The following is a 15,607-nucleotide window of genomic DNA, read 5'->3' on the forward strand; positions in this document are numbered from 1 at the left end:
TCGTCGCGAGCCGAGGGGCGGGTTCCCCGTGAACCCGCCCCTCCTCCTCGCTCGAGCCACCCCCGTCGAGACAGATCGACGACGATCCGGGACGGTGCCATCCCATGTTCACAACACGCACGCTCGTCGCGAGCCTCGGTGTTCTCGCCGCGACGCTGCTCGGTTCGGCGGCCGTCGTGCCCGCCGCGCACGCGTCGGCGGACACCGACGTCACGTGGTCGGTCACCCCGGCGGACGAGTCGGGACCCGACACACGCGGTGTCATCCAGCAGGAGCTCGACCCCGGCGCGTCCCGTGACGACTTCTTCGCGGTCACGAACCTCAGCAGCTTCGAGGTCACCTTCGCCCTGAGCGCCGCCGACGGCTACTACAACGAGAACGGGCGGTTCAACATGCTGCCGTCCGATCGCGAGTCCGTCGACGCCGGCCAGTGGATCGATCTGCCGGAGACGGTGACGGTCGCCGCGGGCGGCACCGCGGTGGTGCCGTTCACCACGACCGTGCCCGATGACGCGGTCCCCGGCGATCACGCCGCCGGAATCGCGGCATCCGTCCGATCCGCCGGCACGGATGACGGCGGCGCAGCGGTCGGGGTCGAAAGTCGTGTGGGATTCCGTGTGACGACACGCGTGACGGGGGAGATCGTCCCCTCTTACGCGATCAGCGGGGTGCAGTCCTCCTACGAGTTGTCGTGGAACCCGTTCCGGCCGGGCGCGGCGGAGACCTCCTTCACGGTCGAGAACACCGGCAACGCGACCTTGCTCTTCGAGGGGGTGGTCGGCGCCGGGACGGGATCGACGACGGTCCCCGTCGAGGGCGAGCAGCGACCGACCCTCCTCCCGGGCGAGTCCCGTCGCATCACGGTGCCCATCGCGGACGTCTGGCCGACGGTGTTCGTGCCGGGCTCGATCGATCTCGCCCCCACGGCCAGCGACCTGGGCGGCGAGCCCGTCGACGTCGCGCCGCAGTCCGCGGACGCCGGCTTCTGGGCCGTTCCCGTGTCGCAGCTGCTCGTCCTCCTCGGCCTCGTCCTCATCGTCCTCGCCCTGTTCTGGAGGCGGCGCCGGTTCGCGGCCGCCCTCGACCGGGCGCGCGAAGAAGGCCGAGCCTCGGCGGCCGGCCCGTCCGCCGCCACCGCTGTCGGCGCCCCCGTCGCCCCCTCGTCGGGATCGCCCACATCGACGGGAGCGGAGACCCGCCGCTTCCGTCGGACCCGCTCCACCGCCCCCACCACAGAAAGATCGTGATGCCCCTCTTTGCCGCGGTAGCCCCCCTGCCCGACGATGCCGTCACCGTCGACGTCGACATCACCCCCCTGCCCACGCTCACGCCGACCCCGTCGCCCACGATCGTGCCGACACCGCCCGTCGGCGGCTCGCCGTCGCCGACCGTGCTGCCGACCCCGCCCGCGGGCGGGGCGCCCGCGCCCTCGCCCTCGAGCACGCCCGATCTCGGATGGCTCGCCGGCACCGGCGCCGAGCCCGCCTGGCTGCTGATCGGCGCCGCGCTGGTGCTGGTCGCCGTCGGCGTCGCGCTCATCGTCGCGCGTCGCCGTCGCGTCCGCTCCTGACCTCCCCCACCCGCACACGAGACCGCCTCCCGGCGGCGACGGCGTCCTGACGACGCCGCCCGCCCGGGGGCGGTCTCGTCGTCGTTCGGGACGTGCGACGGCAGCGAGGGGGGAAATTCCGGGGGTGGCACAACAATCCCGGCGGGATGGGCGCGTAACATCGCTGTGATCGGCATTTCTCTCGGCGTGGTCCGTGATCTGCCGCGTGCCTCGGACAGTCCGGCAGGCACCGTGATCATGATGTCCGGATCGGAAGAGAGACCATGCCCCAGTCCTCCAGTCGCGGGTGGCAGCGGCCCAGTATCTACGACGTCGCCCGCCGGGCCGGCGTCTCGCACATGACCGTCTCGCGCGTGCTGAACGGGCACCCCAACATCCGCGAGGCCACGCGCTCGCGCGTGCTGCAGGCGATCGAGGAGATGAACTACACGCCGAGCTCGATCGCCCGCGCTCTGGCGACGCGGCGAGCGCGCCGTATCGGCGTGCTCATCGACGGTCCGGTCCAGAACGGCCCGAACAACACCCTGCGCGCCCTCGAGGACGCCGCCCGCCACGTGGGGTACGCCGTGAGCGCGTTCTCGATCGGCGACGACGACTCCTCGCAGATGGACTCGGGTGTCGTGGAGCTGGTCACCCAGGGCATCGACGCCCTGTGCGTCATCGCCCCGCGTAAGTCCTCCCTCGATCTGCTCCGCCAGCAGAGCACCGGCCTGCCCACGATCGTCATCAAGGCGGAGGCGGATGCCTCGTGGCACACGGTCGGCGTGGACCAGCGCGCCGGCGCGCGTCTGGCCGTGGACCACCTGATCGGGCTCGGCCACCGCACCATCGCCCACCTCGCCGGTCCGCAGGACTGGTTCGACGCCCTCGAGCGCGCACAGGGCTGGCGCGAGAGCCTCGCCGAGGCGGGCCTGGCCGAGGGGCCGCACGTCATCGGCGAGTGGACGTCGGACTTCGGATACGAGTACGGCCGATCGGCGGACCTCGGCGACACCACCGCGGTGTTCGCCGCCAACGACCAGATCGCGCTCGGCGTCGTGCACGGGCTGAGCGTGCGCGGCCTCCGCGTCCCCGACGACATCAGCGTCATCGGCTTCGACGACCTCGCGGACGCCCGGCACTTCCTGCCGCCGCTGACGACGGTCCGCCAGGACTTCGCCGCCCTCGGCGAGCTCGCCCTCCAGCAGCTCATCGCCGCGATCGAGGGGGACCTCGAGCCGACGCACGACATGATCGAGCCGAATCTCGTCATCCGGGAGTCGACGAAGGCGCTCGACCGGGAGTAGTATCCGCGCTTCGCCTCAAGCGATTGGGCGTGTCCAAGCCCCGTGATGGACTTGTGATCTCCGGGGCCGAAATTGTCCGGGATTCGACTTGCGCTCCGGATTGTTAGCGCGCACACTGGACCACATCAGGAGTGCTGCGTCACACAGCTGCACGACATCCCTCTCCAACCCGAACGCTGGAGAGATCTCAAGGAGGAGAACCAATGTCTATTTCGAAGCGCATGCGCGGCGTCGTCGGACTGATCGGGGCGGGCGCCGTCGCCCTGTCCCTGGCCGGTTGCGCCGGTGGCTCCGGTGCGGGGAGCGAGGGTGGCGCCGAGGGCGACCTCACCACCGTCGGCTTCGTCGCCGTCGGCCCCGAGGGCGGCTGGCGCAACGCCAACGAGCAGGCCATCAAGGACGCGTTCACGCAGGAGGCCGGCTTCGACCTCAAGTACGCTCCCGCCGCGAGCCCCAGCGACCAGAAGTCGCAGCTGGACGCCTTCGCCACCTTCGTCAACGACGAGGTCGACGTGATCCTGCTCACCGCCACCGAGGCGTCCGGCTGGGAGGACTCGCTGGAGCTCGCCAAGGAGGCCGAGATCCCCGTCGTCCTGCTCGACCGCGGCGTCGACGCCCCCGAGGACCTCTACGTCACCCGCATCGCGCCCGACAACACGCAGGTCGCGGCCTCGGTCGGCTCGTGGGCCGTCGACACCTTCCCGTCCGGCGCCAAGTACTTCGTCCTCGAGGGCGTCCCCGGCCTCTCGGTCGTGAACGAGCGCAACGAGGGCTTCGACTCCGAGGTGGACGGCGCGACCGGCTTCACCAAGGTCGGCGCTCAGACCGCCAACTGGAAGACCGACGAGGGCAAGTCCGTCATCGAGACCGTCCTGAAGGCGAACAACAACGACATCCAGTTCATCTTCGCCCAGAACGACGAGATGGGCATCGGTGCGGCGCAGGCCGTGTCGGCCGCGGGTCTGACCCCCGGCACCGACGTCAAGATCGCCACGATCGACGGCACCACCGGCGCCCTCGAGGCCCTCGCCGCGGGTCAGCTGAGCTTCGTCGCTCAGTACAACCCCTTCTTCGGCGACGTCGCCGTCGACGCGGTCGAGAAGGCCATCGCCGGCGAGTCGGTCGAGTCGACGATCATCGTCGACAGCGCCACCTTCGACTCGCCCGAGGCGGCCGAGACCGCGCTGTCGGAGGGCCTGGGCTTCTAAGCCCGGACCACCCGTTCGAACGCACCACTTCAGGAGTGGGGGCCGCCCGCCCGGGCTGCCCCCGCTCCGCATTCCATCCGCTCCGCCACACACGAGGAAGTTCGTCAGCGATGACAGAATCCCTACCGATCGTCGAAGTCCGCGGCGCATCGATCACGTTCCCCGGCGTCAAAGCCCTCGATGAAGTGAACTTCCGACTGCTGCCGGGAGAGGTCCACACGCTCATGGGCGAGAACGGGGCGGGCAAGTCCACCCTGATCAAGGCCCTGACCGGCGTCTACCAGATCGACTCCGGCTCGATCCTCATCTTCGGCGAGGAGAAGCGCCTCACCGGTACCGCTTCCGCCCAGGCCGCCGGCATCTCGACGGTGTACCAGGAGGTCAACCTCTGCACCAACCTCACCATCGGTGAGAACGTCATGCTCGGCCACGAGGTGCGCGGCCCCCTCGGCATCAACTGGCGCGCCACCCACTCCCGCGCCCAGGACGCCCTCGCCCGCATGGGCCTCGGCCACCTCGACACCCGCGCCCCGCTCTCGTCGATCTCGATCGCCCTGCAGCAGCTCGTCGCCATCAGCCGCGCCATGGTCACCGACTCGAAGGTGCTCATCCTCGACGAGCCCACCTCGAGCCTGGATGCCGCCGAGGTCGAGACCCTGTTCTCGGTCATGCGCCGCCTCCGCGACCAGGGCGTGGCCATCCTGTTCGTCTCGCACTTCCTCGACCAGGTGTACGCCATCAGCGACCGCATCACGGTGCTGCGCAACGGCGGCTTCGTCGGCGAGTACCTCACGCGCGACCTCGACCGCACCCAGCTCATCTCGAAGATGATCGGCAAGGACATCGAGGCCCTCCGCGCCCTCGGGTCCAACCGGCAGGTCGACGCGCGCGATCGCAGCGCGACCCCCGTCTACGCCGCCGAGGGCCTCGGCCGCGCCGGCGCCCTGGCGCCGACCGACATCGAGATCCACAAGGGCGAGGTCGTCGGGTTCGCCGGGCTCCTGGGCTCCGGCCGCACCGAGCTCGCCCGCCTCATCGCCGGCGCGGACCGCGCCGACTCGGGCACCGTGCGCCTCAAGGGCAAGAAGGTCAACGTCACCTCGCCGGTGTCGGGCCTCGGCAACCACATCGCCTACTCGACCGAGAATCGCCGCGACGACGGCATCATCGGCGACCTGAGCATCCGCGAGAACATCATGCTGGCGCTGCAGGCCAAGCGCGGCTGGCTGCGCCGCATCCCGGCGCGCGAGGTCGACCAGCTCGTCTCCACCTACATGGAGCGTTTCAGCGTGCGGCCGAACGACCCCGACCGGCCCATCCGCCTGCTGTCCGGCGGCAACCAGCAGAAGGTGCTCCTCGGCCGCTGGCTCGCGACCGACCCGGAGCTGCTGCTGCTCGACGAGCCCACCCGCGGCATCGACGTCGGCGCGAAGGCCGACATCCAGGAGACCGTCGCCGAGCTCGCCGAGGCGGGCATGAGCGTCGTGTTCATCTCGTCCGAGCTCGAAGAGGTCGTCCGCCTGTCCGAGCGCATCGTCATCATGAAGGACCACGAGAAGGTCGGCGAGGTCGTCAACGGCCCCGACGTCACCGCGGAGCGCGTGGTGTCGATCATCGCGGCCGAGTCCGAAGAAGAGGCAGAGGCCCAGGCCGAGGCCCTCGCCGAAGGAGAGACCCGCTGATGCCCGCTCTGAAGTCGCTGCTGCGCACCCCGTGGTTCTGGGGCATCATCGGCATCGTCCTGCTGCTGTCCCTGAACGTCATCAAGGACCCGACCTACCTCGCCGTCGGCATCAACCCGGCGACGGGCCAGCTCGCCGGCAACCTGCTCGACATCCTCCGCGTCTCGGCACCGATCATCATGATCGCCCTCGGGATGACGTTCGTCATCGCCACGAAGGGCATCGATCTCTCCGTCGGCTCGATCATGGCCGTCGGCGGGGCCGCGGCGATGGAGCTCCTGCGGGCGCTGAACGCCCCCAGCTCGTTCGGCGCCATGTTCACCGCGATCGGCCTGGCCCTGCTCCTCGGCGCCGTGCTCGGACTGGTCAACGGCCTCCTGGTCTCGATCGTCGGCCTGCAGCCGTTCATCAGCACGCTGGTCATGATGCTCGCGGCCCGCGGCATCGCCCGCGTCATCACGGGCGGACAGAACACCAACTCGCAGAACCAGCCGTTCCAGCAGATCGCCAACGGCCAGGTGCTGGGGCTGCCGATCAGCTTCGTGATCGCCATCGCCATCGTCGTGGTCGTCACGGTCATCATGCGGCGCACCGCGCTGGGCCTGATGATCGAGTCGATCGGCGTGAACCCGGACGCGAGTCGGCTCGCCGGCATCCGCCCCCGCCCCATCCTCATCACGGTCTACGTCCTCTCCGGCGTCCTCGCCGCGGGCGGCGGGCTGTTCACCGTGTCGGAGGTCATGACGGTGGACGTGTCGGGCACCGGTTACCAGATGGAGCTGGATGCCATCCTGGCGGTCGTCATCGGCGGCACCTCGCTCGCCGGTGGCAAGTTCTCCATCCTCGGATCGACGGTCGGCGCGCTGCTGATCGCGACGCTGAACAAGACCGTGCTGTTCCTGGGGGTCTCCGCCGCGGCGACCCCGGCCTTCAAGGCCATCGTCATCGTGCTGCTCGTCCTGCTGCAGTCCGAGCGGGTGAGGACCGTCGTCCTCCAGGCCGGACGCCGTCGTACCCGGAAGGAGGTCGTCGCATGAGCACGACCGTCTCACCCCCGTCGCCCTCGCACGGCACCGAGGTCCCGGTCCGGGGCCTGGCGATCTCCCGCATGTGGGGTCGCAGCCAGTCCGTCATCCCGACCCTCGCCGCGGTCCTGCTGCTCGTGGCCATGCTCGTCTACGCCGAGCTCGCGTACGGCCGCGTCTTCCACGCCGGCACGATCTCGAGCCTCCTCGTCAGCTTCGCGCCGACGATCATCCTGGCGGTGGGGATGACCATCGTCATCCTCTCGGGCGGCATCGACCTCTCGGTCGGCGCGGTCGTCGCCTTCACCTCGGTGTCGGGCGTGATGCTCATGAACAACGGCGTGAACGGCTGGGTCGCGGTCATCCTCATGATCGGCTTCGGGGCCCTGTTCGGCCTCGTCTCGGGCGTGCTGATCCAGTACTTCAACGTGCAGCCGTTCATCGCCACGCTGGCGATGATGTTCCTCGCCCGCGGTCTGGCGTCGATCCTGTCGACCGTCCCGGTGCAGGCGCCCGAGGGGGCTCCGATCCTCGTGCTGGCGACCGACTGGAAGATCATCGACGGACCGAAGGTGAACGACTTCGTCCTCACCCCCGGCTTCTTCGTCGCCGTGCTCGTCGTCGTCGGCGCCTTCGTGCTGCTGCACCGCACGCGCACGGGCCGCACCGTCTACGGCATCGGCGGCGCCGAGAACTCCGCCCAGCTCATGGGTCTGCCGGTCGCCCGCACGCGCGTGCTGATCTACGTCCTCAGCGGCGCCCTCGCCGGCCTCGCGGCGGTCGTCTACACCGCCGAGGTGGGCGGCAAGGCGCAGAACGTCACCGGCATCGGATGGGAGCTGGATGCCATCGCCGCCGTCGTCATCGGCGGGACGCTCCTGACGGGCGGCGCGGGCTACGTGCTCGGATCGGTCGTCGGCTCGCTCGTCCTGGCGGCCCTGGCCATGATCATCACCAAGGACGGCGGCATCCGTCCCGAGTACCTGACCATCATCACCGGCGGTATCCTGCTCGCGTTCGTCCTGTTGCAGCGCGTGCTCACCGCGCGGCGACGAAAATGAGCATCGTCGTCGACCCGCACCCCCACAAGGAGAACACCGTGGCAGCGTCCCTTGCTGACTTCACGCCCGAGATCGAGGCATCCATCGATCGTGTCCGCCAGGACGTCGCCCGTCTGCACGCCGAACTCGTGCGCTACAACCTGGTGGTGTGGACCGGCGGGAACGTCTCGGGCCGTGTGCCCGGGGCGGACCTGTTCGTGATCAAGCCCTCGGGGGTCTCGTACGACGACCTCTCGCCGTCGAACATGATCCTGTGCGACCTGGACGGCGAGGTCGTCCCCGGGACGCCCGGCAGCGACCGCAGCCCCTCCAGCGACACCGCCGCGCACGCCTACGTGTACCGCAACATGCCCGAGGTCGGCGGCGTCGTCCACACGCACTCGACCTACGCGGTCGCGTGGGCCGCGCGCGGCGAGGAGATCCCCTGCGTCATCACCGGGATGGCGGACGAGTTCGGCGGGCCGATCCCGATCGGCCCCTTCGCGGTGATCGGCGACGACTCCATCGGCCGCGGCATCGTCGAGACGCTGCGCGGCCACCGCTCGCGCGCGGTGCTCATGCAGAACCACGGTCCGTTCACGATCGGCGTCTCGGCGAAGGACGCCGTCAAGGCCGCCGTCATGTGCGAGGATGCCGCGCGGTCGGTGCACCTGGCGCGGGAGGCGGGTCCGCTGATCCCGATCCCGCAGGACCGGATCGACCACCTCTACAACCGCTACCAGAACGTCTACGGACAGAACACGGACGCCCGCCGGTGAGCGCGGCGATCCTCCCGGCCGCCGACGTCATCGCGACCGGACGCGCAGCTCTGGGCATCGAGCTCGGCTCCACCCGCATCAAGGCGTGCCTCGTGGACGCCGACGACCCCTCCCGCGTGCTCGCGACCGGGTCGCACGCGTGGGAGAACCGCTACCGCCAGGGCAACTGGACGTACGCGCTCGAGGACGTCTGGACCGGCGTGCAGGCCGCCTACGCGGCGCTCGCCGCCGAGGTGCGCAGCGCCCACGGCACGTCGATCGAGACGCTGGCCGCGGCGGGCGTGTCCGCCATGATGCACGGCTACCTCGCGTTCGACGCCGAGGGGGAGCTGCTCGTGCCCTTCCGCACGTGGCGCAACACCTCGACCGAGCGCGCCGCGGGCGTGCTGTCGGAGCTGCTCGGCACGAACATCCCGCTGCGGTGGTCGATCGCCCACCTTTACCAGGCGGTGCTGGACGAAGAGGACCACATCCCCGACCTGCACTCCTTCACCACGCTGGCCGGCTACGTCCACGAGAGGCTCACCGGCCGCCGGGTGCTCGGGATCGGGGATGCCTCGGGCATGTTCCCCATCGACGTCGCCACCCGAGACTACGACGCCGACATGATGGCGAAGTTCGACCGGCTCGTGGCCGAGCGGGCACCGGGCCTGGAGCTGCGCGGCCTGCTCCCCGACGTCCTCGTCGCGGGCGAGCCCGCCGGAGAGCTGACGCCCGAGGGTGCGGCGCTGCTGGACCCGTCGGGGACCCTGCGCCCCGGCGTGCTGTTCTGCCCGCCCGAGGGCGACGCCGGCACGGGCATGGTCGCGACGAACTCCGTCGCCCCGCGCACCGGCAACGTCAGCGCCGGCACGAGCATCTTCGCGATGGTCGTGCTCGAGGGGCCGCTCCGCCGTGCGCACGAGGAGCTCGACCTCGTGACCACCCCCGCCGGCGACCTCGTCGCCATGGTGCACTGCAACAACGGCGCGAGCGAGCTCGCCGCGTGGGTGGGCCTGTTCGAGCGGTTCGCCGCCATCGCAGGGGGGACGCTGCACCCGGACGAGGTGTTCGAGGCGCTGTTCGTGGAGTCGCTGGACGGTTCCCCCGACGCGGGCGGACTGCTGGCCTACAACCACCTGGCGGGCGAGCCCATCGCGGGCCTCTCCGAGGGGCGGCCGCTCGTCGTCCGGACCCCCGACAGCCGCCTCACGCTGGCGAACTTCATGCGCGCGCAGCTGTACGGCGTCTTCGGCACGCTCGCGCTCGGCATGCGCGTGCTCGCCGAGGAGGGCGTCGAGCTGGACCGCATGTACGCCCACGGCGGCGTGTTCCGCACCGCGGGCGTCGCTCAGCGCTTCCTCGCCGGGGCGCTGGACGCCCCCGTCGCCGTCGCCGCCACGGCCTCCGAGGGCGGCGCGTGGGGGATCGCCGTGCTCGCAGCGTTCGCCGCGGACCCGGCCGGGGGGCCGATCGACCGCTTCCTCACCGACCGCGTCTTCGCGCAGACGGAGTTCGACTCGATCGATCCCGACCCCGAGGACGTCCCCGGTTTCGCCGCCTACCTCACCCGATACCGCGCCGGGCTCGCCATCGAGCACGCCGCCATCTCGGCGACGCCCTGACCCGGGCCCGCCGCCTCGCCCACACCCAAAAGGAAGACCCGCATGACCCGCACCCCCCTGTCCACGTCGCTCGACGCCTACGAGGTCTGGTTCGTCACCGGCAGCCAGAACCTCTACGGCGAGGAGACGCTGAAGCAGGTCGCCGAGCAGTCGCAGGCCGTCGTGGACGGCCTGAACGGCCTGCCCGTGAAGGTCGTCTGGAAGCCCGTGCTGAAGGACTCCGACAGCATCCGCCGCATGGCTCTCGAGATCAACGGCCGTGACGACGTCATCGGCGTGATCGCCTGGATGCACACCTTCAGCCCCGCGAAGATGTGGATCTCCGGTCTCGACGCCCTGCAGAAGCCGCTGCTGCACCTGCACACGCAGGCCAATGTCGAACTGCCCTGGAACGACATCGACTTCGACTTCATGAACCTGAACCAGGCCGCCCACGGCGACCGCGAGTTCGGGTACATCCAGACGCGCCTCGGCGTGGCGCGGAAGACCGTCGTCGGCCACGTGTCGAACCCCGCCGTGCGTCAGCAGATCGAGGACTGGGAGCGCGCCGCCGCCGGCTGGACCGCCGCCCGCACCCTCAAGCTCGCCCGATTCGGCGACAACATGCGCTTCGTCGCCGTCACCGAGGGCGACAAGACCGAGGCCGAGCTCCGCTTCGGCGTGCAGGTCAACACGTGGGGCGTCAACGAGCTCGTCGAGGCCGTCGAGAAGGCGTCGGATGCCGATGTCGACGCGCTCGTGCAGGAGTACGTCGACAGCTACGACGTCGTGGACGAGCTGCTGCCCGGCGGCGCACGCCACCAGTCGCTGCGCGACGGTGCGGCCATCGAGCTGGGCCTCCGGTCCTTCCTCGAGGAGGGCGGCTTCGGCGCCTTCACCACGTCGTTCGAGGACCTCGGCGCGCTGAAGCAGCTGCCCGGTCTCGCGGTGCAGCGCCTGATGGCCGAGGGATACGGCTTCGGCGCCGAGGGCGACTGGAAGACCGCGATCCTCGTGCGCGTGGCGAACGTCATGGGCTCGGGCCTGCCCGGCGGCGCGTCCCTGATGGAGGACTACACCTACGACCTCGTCCCCGGACAGGAGCGCATCCTCGGCGCCCACATGCTCGAGGTGTCCCCGTCGCTCACCTCGAAGAAGCCGCGCCTGGAGATCCACGAGCTCGGCATCGGCGGCAAGGACGACCCCGTGCGCCTGGTCTTCACCGCCGACGCGGGCCCCGCGCTCGTCGTGGCGATGAGCGACATGCGCGACCGCTTCCGCCTCGTCGCCAACGTCGTCGAGAACGTCGACGCCCCCGACCTGCCGAAGCTGCCCGTGGGCCGCGCGGTGTGGAAGCCCGCGCCGGACTTCGCCACCTCGGCCGGATGCTGGCTCGCCGCCGGTGCCGCCCACCACACCGTCATGACGACGGCCGTGGGCATCGAGGTGTTCCGCGACTTCGCCGAGATCGCCAAGACCGAGCTCGTCGTCATCGACGAGGACACCACGGTCCGCGGCTTCCAGAGCGAGCTGCGCTGGAACCAGGCGTACTACCGCCTCGCCCAGGGCCTGTAACCCACGGCATCCCGAACGCCCTCCCCGCCCGTCACCGGCGCGGGGAGGGCGTTCTGCTGCCTCCGGCGGGGCGTGCCTCATCGTTCCTGCGCCGCAGCCGGGGAGCGCCGGTGGTGCTGTGCCGGGGGTGCCGTGCCCGTGGTGCTGTGCCCGGGTGCTGTGCCGGTGGTGCTGTGCCGGGGTGCGGTGCATCGGGGTGGCCCCGGGGTCCTCTGCGGCGCCCCGGGGCCACCCGGGTGCGTGTGCGAACGCGCGAAGAGGCCCCGGTGGCGGACCACCGGGGCCTCTCGCGCCGCCTCACGGCAGCGGGTGCGGGATCAGCCGCAGGTGCGGGCGGCGTAGGCGGCGGTGACCGTCGCAGTCGCCGAGCCCTGCGTGACGGCGGCCTTGGCCTCACCCGCGGGCACCGTGGCGGCGCGCGTGGTGAAAGTGGCCGAGGTGGTCGCTCCGGCGGCGACGGTGACCGACTTCGAGCCGTAGGCGCTCGAGAGCGTCAGGGATGCCGCGGTGTCGCCGCCGTTGACGGCCCGGAGCACCAGCTGCGCCTTGCCGGCGACGCAGCGCGCCTCGGCCGAGAGCTGCACCTTGACGACGGGACGGACGGTGACGGTGGCCTCCACCGGCATCCGCGAGTCGTCCTGCGCGACACCGGCGACCGTGAACGTCCCCGCGGTGGAGTACTTCGCGGCATCCACGGCCTCCCACGCCACGTCGACGGTCTGCACCGAGCCGTCGGCCTTGGTCAGGCGAGCCTGGGGGAGCACCGGGGCGGTGCCGGCGTCGGTGGTCACGTCGATGGCATCCACGGTCTTCACCGCGATGTTCGGCGCGTAGGCCTCGAGCACCTTCTGGTACTCGGCGCGGGTTACCGGGATGACCGTGCCGTGACGGGGCTTGCCGCCGTCGGCGTTCTGCGGCAGGCCCTGACGGAGCTTGCCGCCGAGCGCCTGCCACGTGCCGGCCCGGTCGAGGTCGTTCGTGCCGAACGGGACGTAGTGGTTCGGGCCGCCGTGGTAGTTCGGCTGGTCGATGAAGAGGAACCAGTCGAGGTTGTTCACGTCGCCCTCGTTGGCCGCGAAGATGTTCGCGCCCTCACCGCTGGAGTACGTGCCGCCGGGCTCGCCGTTGGGCAGGCCGCTGGCGACGCGCTCCTCGACGAGGGTCCACTGGTCCGCGGCGCCGGTGGTGCCGGGGAGGGTGCCGGTGATGGTGGCGGTGAGGTCCGTGGACTTCTCGTGGCGGATCGTCATGCTCGCCTCGTCCTTGGTGAAGCGGTGGTAGACGCCGTCCTTCTTCGCCACGGTCGAGTCGATGAGGCCCAGACCGTTGCCACGGCGCACGTCGCTCCAGATCTTCGCGTCCGAGAAGGTCACGAAGTCGTCGGTCGTGGCGTACATCATGCGGTTGTAGGTGACGCCGGTCCGGTCGGCCACGTTCGTGGTCGGGTACAGGTTGGACGCCCAGAACACGACGAAGGTGTCGAGCTCCTCGTCCCAGTACGCCTCGGGCGCCCAGGTGTTGCCCGCGAAGTCCGAGGACACCTTGACGTGCCGCTGCTCGGACCAGGTCACCAGGTCGTCCGACTCCCACACCTCGATGTACGTCGAGCCGGAGATCTGCGCGGTGGTGAAGCCGCCCGCCAGACCGTCGACCTTGAGGTCGGTGGCGATCATGTAGAACTTGTCGCCGTGCGGGGCGCGGATGATGAACGGGTCGCGCAGACCCTGCGTGCCGACGGTCGAGGTGAAGATCGGCTGGCCCTGGTTGAGGGTGTTCCACGTGAGCGCGTCGTTGCCCTTGGATGCCGCGATGCTGACGCGCTCGGCGCCCTGACCCTCGCCGGTGAAGAACGTCCAGAAGTACGCCTCCGTCTCGTCCGACGCGCCGGGCATCGGCTGGATGCGTGCGGCGAACGTGCGGCTCGAGGTCGCGCCGCCGCTGACGGCGGTGGCGGTCAGCTGCACCTCGGCGGCGGGGGAGCCCGCGGCCGGACGCTTGACCTCGACGGTGCGCGAGTCCGCGCGAACGCCGTCGCGCAGCGCGGCATTGGCCGATCCGGCGGTGACCGCCCAGGTGATCGTGGAACCCTGCGCGCCCGCGGTGGACACCGAGAAGTTGCCGCGGATGTTGTCGAGGTTGCGGATGGACAGCGCAGCGAGGTCGCGCGACACCTTCTCGGCGTCGGTGAGCTGCTGCGGCACCGTCACGCGGTAGGTCTGGGTGCGGGTGTCGGAGCCGACGGTGAACGTCGCCGTCAGAGTGACCGAGGCGTCGCCCGCGCCGGCGGCCGGGCGGGTCACGGTGGCGGTGCTGCCGTCGACGGAGATCGCCGCGTTGTCGGACGCCCACGAGACGGTGGCCCCGGCGCTGGTCGTCGGGACGGTGAAGTTCGCCGTCGCGTTCGTCGGGACGGTCACGCCGGCCACGGCGCGGTCGAGCGCCTGGGCGTTGTAGAGGGCCTTCACGTCGCTCTCGGTGAGGGCCGACGAATAGATGGCGAAGTCGTCGACGAGGCCGTTCCAGCCGGGGTCGTTGTAGGTGGAGCGTCCGAGGTACGAGACCAGGCTCTGACCGAAGGAGGCGACGTCGCGGCTGATGGCGTTCTGCGCGATGCGCGTGCCGTTGATGTAGACGCTCAGCTGGCCGGTGGTGCCGCTGATGACGGTCGTGTAGAGGCTCAGGCCGGCGGGGGTGCGGGCGCCGGCGGTGGCGGTGTTCGTCGCGCCCGGGCCGACCTCGGTGCCCCACGGGGCACCCGCGTTGACGCTGTTCGTGACGACGGACTTGACGTAGCCGCTGGGGTTGGCGGGGTTGAGCAGCCAGTAGCCGGACGAGAAGGAGGCGCCGGATGCCACGGGTGCACCGATGAAGGCCGCGGCGACGTTGCCGTTGCCCGAACGGGGGGACAGCCACGTCGAGATGGTGAGGTCCTTCTTGCCGACGAGGCCCGCAGTGGGGATGTCGAGGTAGGCCGCGGTGTTCGCCGCGCCGCCCGGGAGCGACAGGCTGCCGCCGGTGACGGAGCCGCCGTTCTGCCGGAGGGTGGCGTTGTAGCCGTTGCCGCTGACGTCGGAGACCGTGGCGCCGGCGATGGCGTCGAAGGAGTAGTGGAGGAGCGGCTGCGGGCCGGTCGCGGCCTGTGCGGCGGTGGTCGCCGCTCCCAGGCCGGTCATCGTGAGCGTCAGCGCGGCCGCAGCGGCCACACCTCTTCTCCACAGGGGTGAACGTGTGCGCGTGCGCATTGGCGGGCGTCCTTGCTCTCGGTCGACGCGATGCGGCATCTTCGCGCCCGGACGGCGACGTCTCGAGCGCCGGAGAACACGCGTCATCGCGGTCTTCGGTGACCGCGGCTGCGGTCGAGGGGCTGTGTTGTTACCGGGAACAACCGGTGACTTCACGGTAGGGCGCGCGCGAGGGACGTGTCAAGGACGAGCGGACCTGGTCCGGACGGAAAACGCAGCGCGCTGCGCGGGCCTCCGCGGGGTGTCGCGGGGCACGGGGCGGCGGCCGTGCACCGGCTGCGGGGCGCCGGGATCGGGGCGCTCGCCGTGCACCGGCTGCGGGGCGCCGGGATCGGGGCGCTCGCCGTGCACCGGGGCGGTCGATGCTCGCCCCGCTGCACATGACGCGCCCCACTCGCGCCCCGAGCCCGCGTTTGGGGCGGCGTCGACGCGACGACGCGCACGGCGACGCACGCGGCCCGGCCCGCGACGTCGAGCCGTCGACCGTGCGTGGCCCCGGGGCTCGCTGTCTGGCCCCGGGGCCACTCACGTCGAAGCGGCGACGCGAACCGCGTTCGGGGCGGCATCGACGCGGCGACGCGAACGGCGACGCACCCCGGCGACGCACGCGGCCCGGC

General features: G+C 70.9%; 11 protein-coding genes. 10 read left to right on the forward strand and 1 reads right to left on the reverse strand.

Features of this window, described 5'->3' with window-relative positions; genetic code table 11:
• Window positions 1-104: 104 nt before the first annotated feature.
• From MRBLMI1_RS11785 to araA, 10 genes are all read left to right on the forward strand, one after another.
• A complete protein-coding gene (locus MRBLMI1_RS11785) occupies window positions 105-1,247 on the forward strand; it encodes a WxL protein peptidoglycan domain-containing protein (protein WP_367733025.1) in 1,143 nt (380 codons plus the stop codon).
• A complete protein-coding gene (locus tag MRBLMI1_RS11790; RefSeq protein ID WP_367733027.1) occupies window positions 1,247-1,570 on the forward strand; it encodes a hypothetical protein in 324 nt (107 codons plus the stop codon). Before MRBLMI1_RS11785 ends, MRBLMI1_RS11790 begins: the two co-directional genes overlap by 1 nt.
• 263 nt (window positions 1,571-1,833) lie before the next feature.
• The gene (locus MRBLMI1_RS11795) at window positions 1,834-2,856 is read left to right on the forward strand and encodes a LacI family DNA-binding transcriptional regulator (RefSeq protein ID WP_367733029.1); all 1,023 of its coding nucleotides are present in this window, start codon (window positions 1,834-1,836) and stop codon (window positions 2,854-2,856) included.
• 203 nt (window positions 2,857-3,059) lie between these two features.
• Entirely contained in the window at window positions 3,060-4,064 is a 1,005-nt protein-coding gene (locus MRBLMI1_RS11800; protein WP_367733031.1) for a substrate-binding domain-containing protein, read from the forward strand.
• A gap of 110 nt (window positions 4,065-4,174) precedes the next feature.
• A complete protein-coding gene (locus MRBLMI1_RS11805) occupies window positions 4,175-5,746 on the forward strand; it encodes a sugar ABC transporter ATP-binding protein (protein ID WP_367733033.1) in 1,572 nt (523 codons plus the stop codon).
• Window positions 5,746-6,783: an ABC transporter permease gene (locus MRBLMI1_RS11810; protein ID WP_367733036.1), complete on the forward strand. Its 1,038-nt coding sequence runs from the start codon at window positions 5,746-5,748 to the stop codon at window positions 6,781-6,783. The genes MRBLMI1_RS11805 and MRBLMI1_RS11810 overlap by 1 nt, the downstream gene beginning before the upstream one ends.
• A complete protein-coding gene (locus tag MRBLMI1_RS11815) occupies window positions 6,780-7,832 on the forward strand; it encodes an ABC transporter permease (RefSeq protein WP_367733039.1) in 1,053 nt (350 codons plus the stop codon). The genes MRBLMI1_RS11810 and MRBLMI1_RS11815 overlap by 4 nt, the downstream gene beginning before the upstream one ends.
• Complete coding sequence (locus MRBLMI1_RS11820; RefSeq protein ID WP_367733040.1) at window positions 7,829-8,590, forward strand: L-ribulose-5-phosphate 4-epimerase; 762 nt, start codon at window positions 7,829-7,831, stop codon at window positions 8,588-8,590. Before MRBLMI1_RS11815 ends, MRBLMI1_RS11820 begins: the two co-directional genes overlap by 4 nt.
• Window positions 8,587-10,194, forward strand: a complete 1,608-nt coding sequence (locus tag MRBLMI1_RS11825; protein ID WP_367733046.1) for a xylulokinase — start codon at window positions 8,587-8,589, stop codon at window positions 10,192-10,194. Before MRBLMI1_RS11820 ends, MRBLMI1_RS11825 begins: the two co-directional genes overlap by 4 nt.
• Before the next feature lie 42 nt (window positions 10,195-10,236).
• Window positions 10,237-11,748: an L-arabinose isomerase gene (araA, locus tag MRBLMI1_RS11830; protein WP_367733048.1), complete on the forward strand. Its 1,512-nt coding sequence runs from the start codon at window positions 10,237-10,239 to the stop codon at window positions 11,746-11,748.
• Between the two features lie 317 nt (window positions 11,749-12,065).
• Here the strand turns inward: araA and MRBLMI1_RS11835 are convergent, their stop codons facing one another.
• Window positions 12,066-14,951: an immunoglobulin-like domain-containing protein gene (locus tag MRBLMI1_RS11835; protein WP_367733050.1), complete on the reverse strand. Its 2,886-nt coding sequence runs from the start codon at window positions 14,949-14,951 to the stop codon at window positions 12,066-12,068.
• Window positions 14,952-15,607 lie beyond the last annotated feature (656 nt).

The sequence above is a fragment of the Microbacterium sp. LMI1-1-1.1 genome (genome assembly GCF_040815675.1).
In the GTDB taxonomy this organism is placed as follows: domain Bacteria; phylum Actinomycetota; class Actinomycetes; order Actinomycetales; family Microbacteriaceae; genus Microbacterium.

Coding starts and splice junctions, on each gene's coding strand:
- MRBLMI1_RS11785 (WP_367733025.1), top strand. CDS start 105: ATGTTCACAACACGCACGCTCGTCGCGAGCCTCGGTGTTCTCGCCGCG.
- MRBLMI1_RS11790 (WP_367733027.1), top strand. CDS start 1,247: ATGCCCCTCTTTGCCGCGGTAGCCCCCCTGCCCGACGATGCCGTCACC.
- MRBLMI1_RS11795 (WP_367733029.1), top strand. CDS start 1,834: ATGCCCCAGTCCTCCAGTCGCGGGTGGCAGCGGCCCAGTATCTACGAC.
- MRBLMI1_RS11800 (WP_367733031.1), top strand. CDS start 3,060: ATGTCTATTTCGAAGCGCATGCGCGGCGTCGTCGGACTGATCGGGGCG.
- MRBLMI1_RS11805 (WP_367733033.1), top strand. CDS start 4,175: ATGACAGAATCCCTACCGATCGTCGAAGTCCGCGGCGCATCGATCACG.
- MRBLMI1_RS11810 (WP_367733036.1), top strand. CDS start 5,746: ATGCCCGCTCTGAAGTCGCTGCTGCGCACCCCGTGGTTCTGGGGCATC.
- MRBLMI1_RS11815 (WP_367733039.1), top strand. CDS start 6,780: ATGAGCACGACCGTCTCACCCCCGTCGCCCTCGCACGGCACCGAGGTC.
- MRBLMI1_RS11820 (WP_367733040.1), top strand. CDS start 7,829: ATGAGCATCGTCGTCGACCCGCACCCCCACAAGGAGAACACCGTGGCA.
- araA (WP_367733048.1), top strand. CDS start 10,237: ATGACCCGCACCCCCCTGTCCACGTCGCTCGACGCCTACGAGGTCTGG.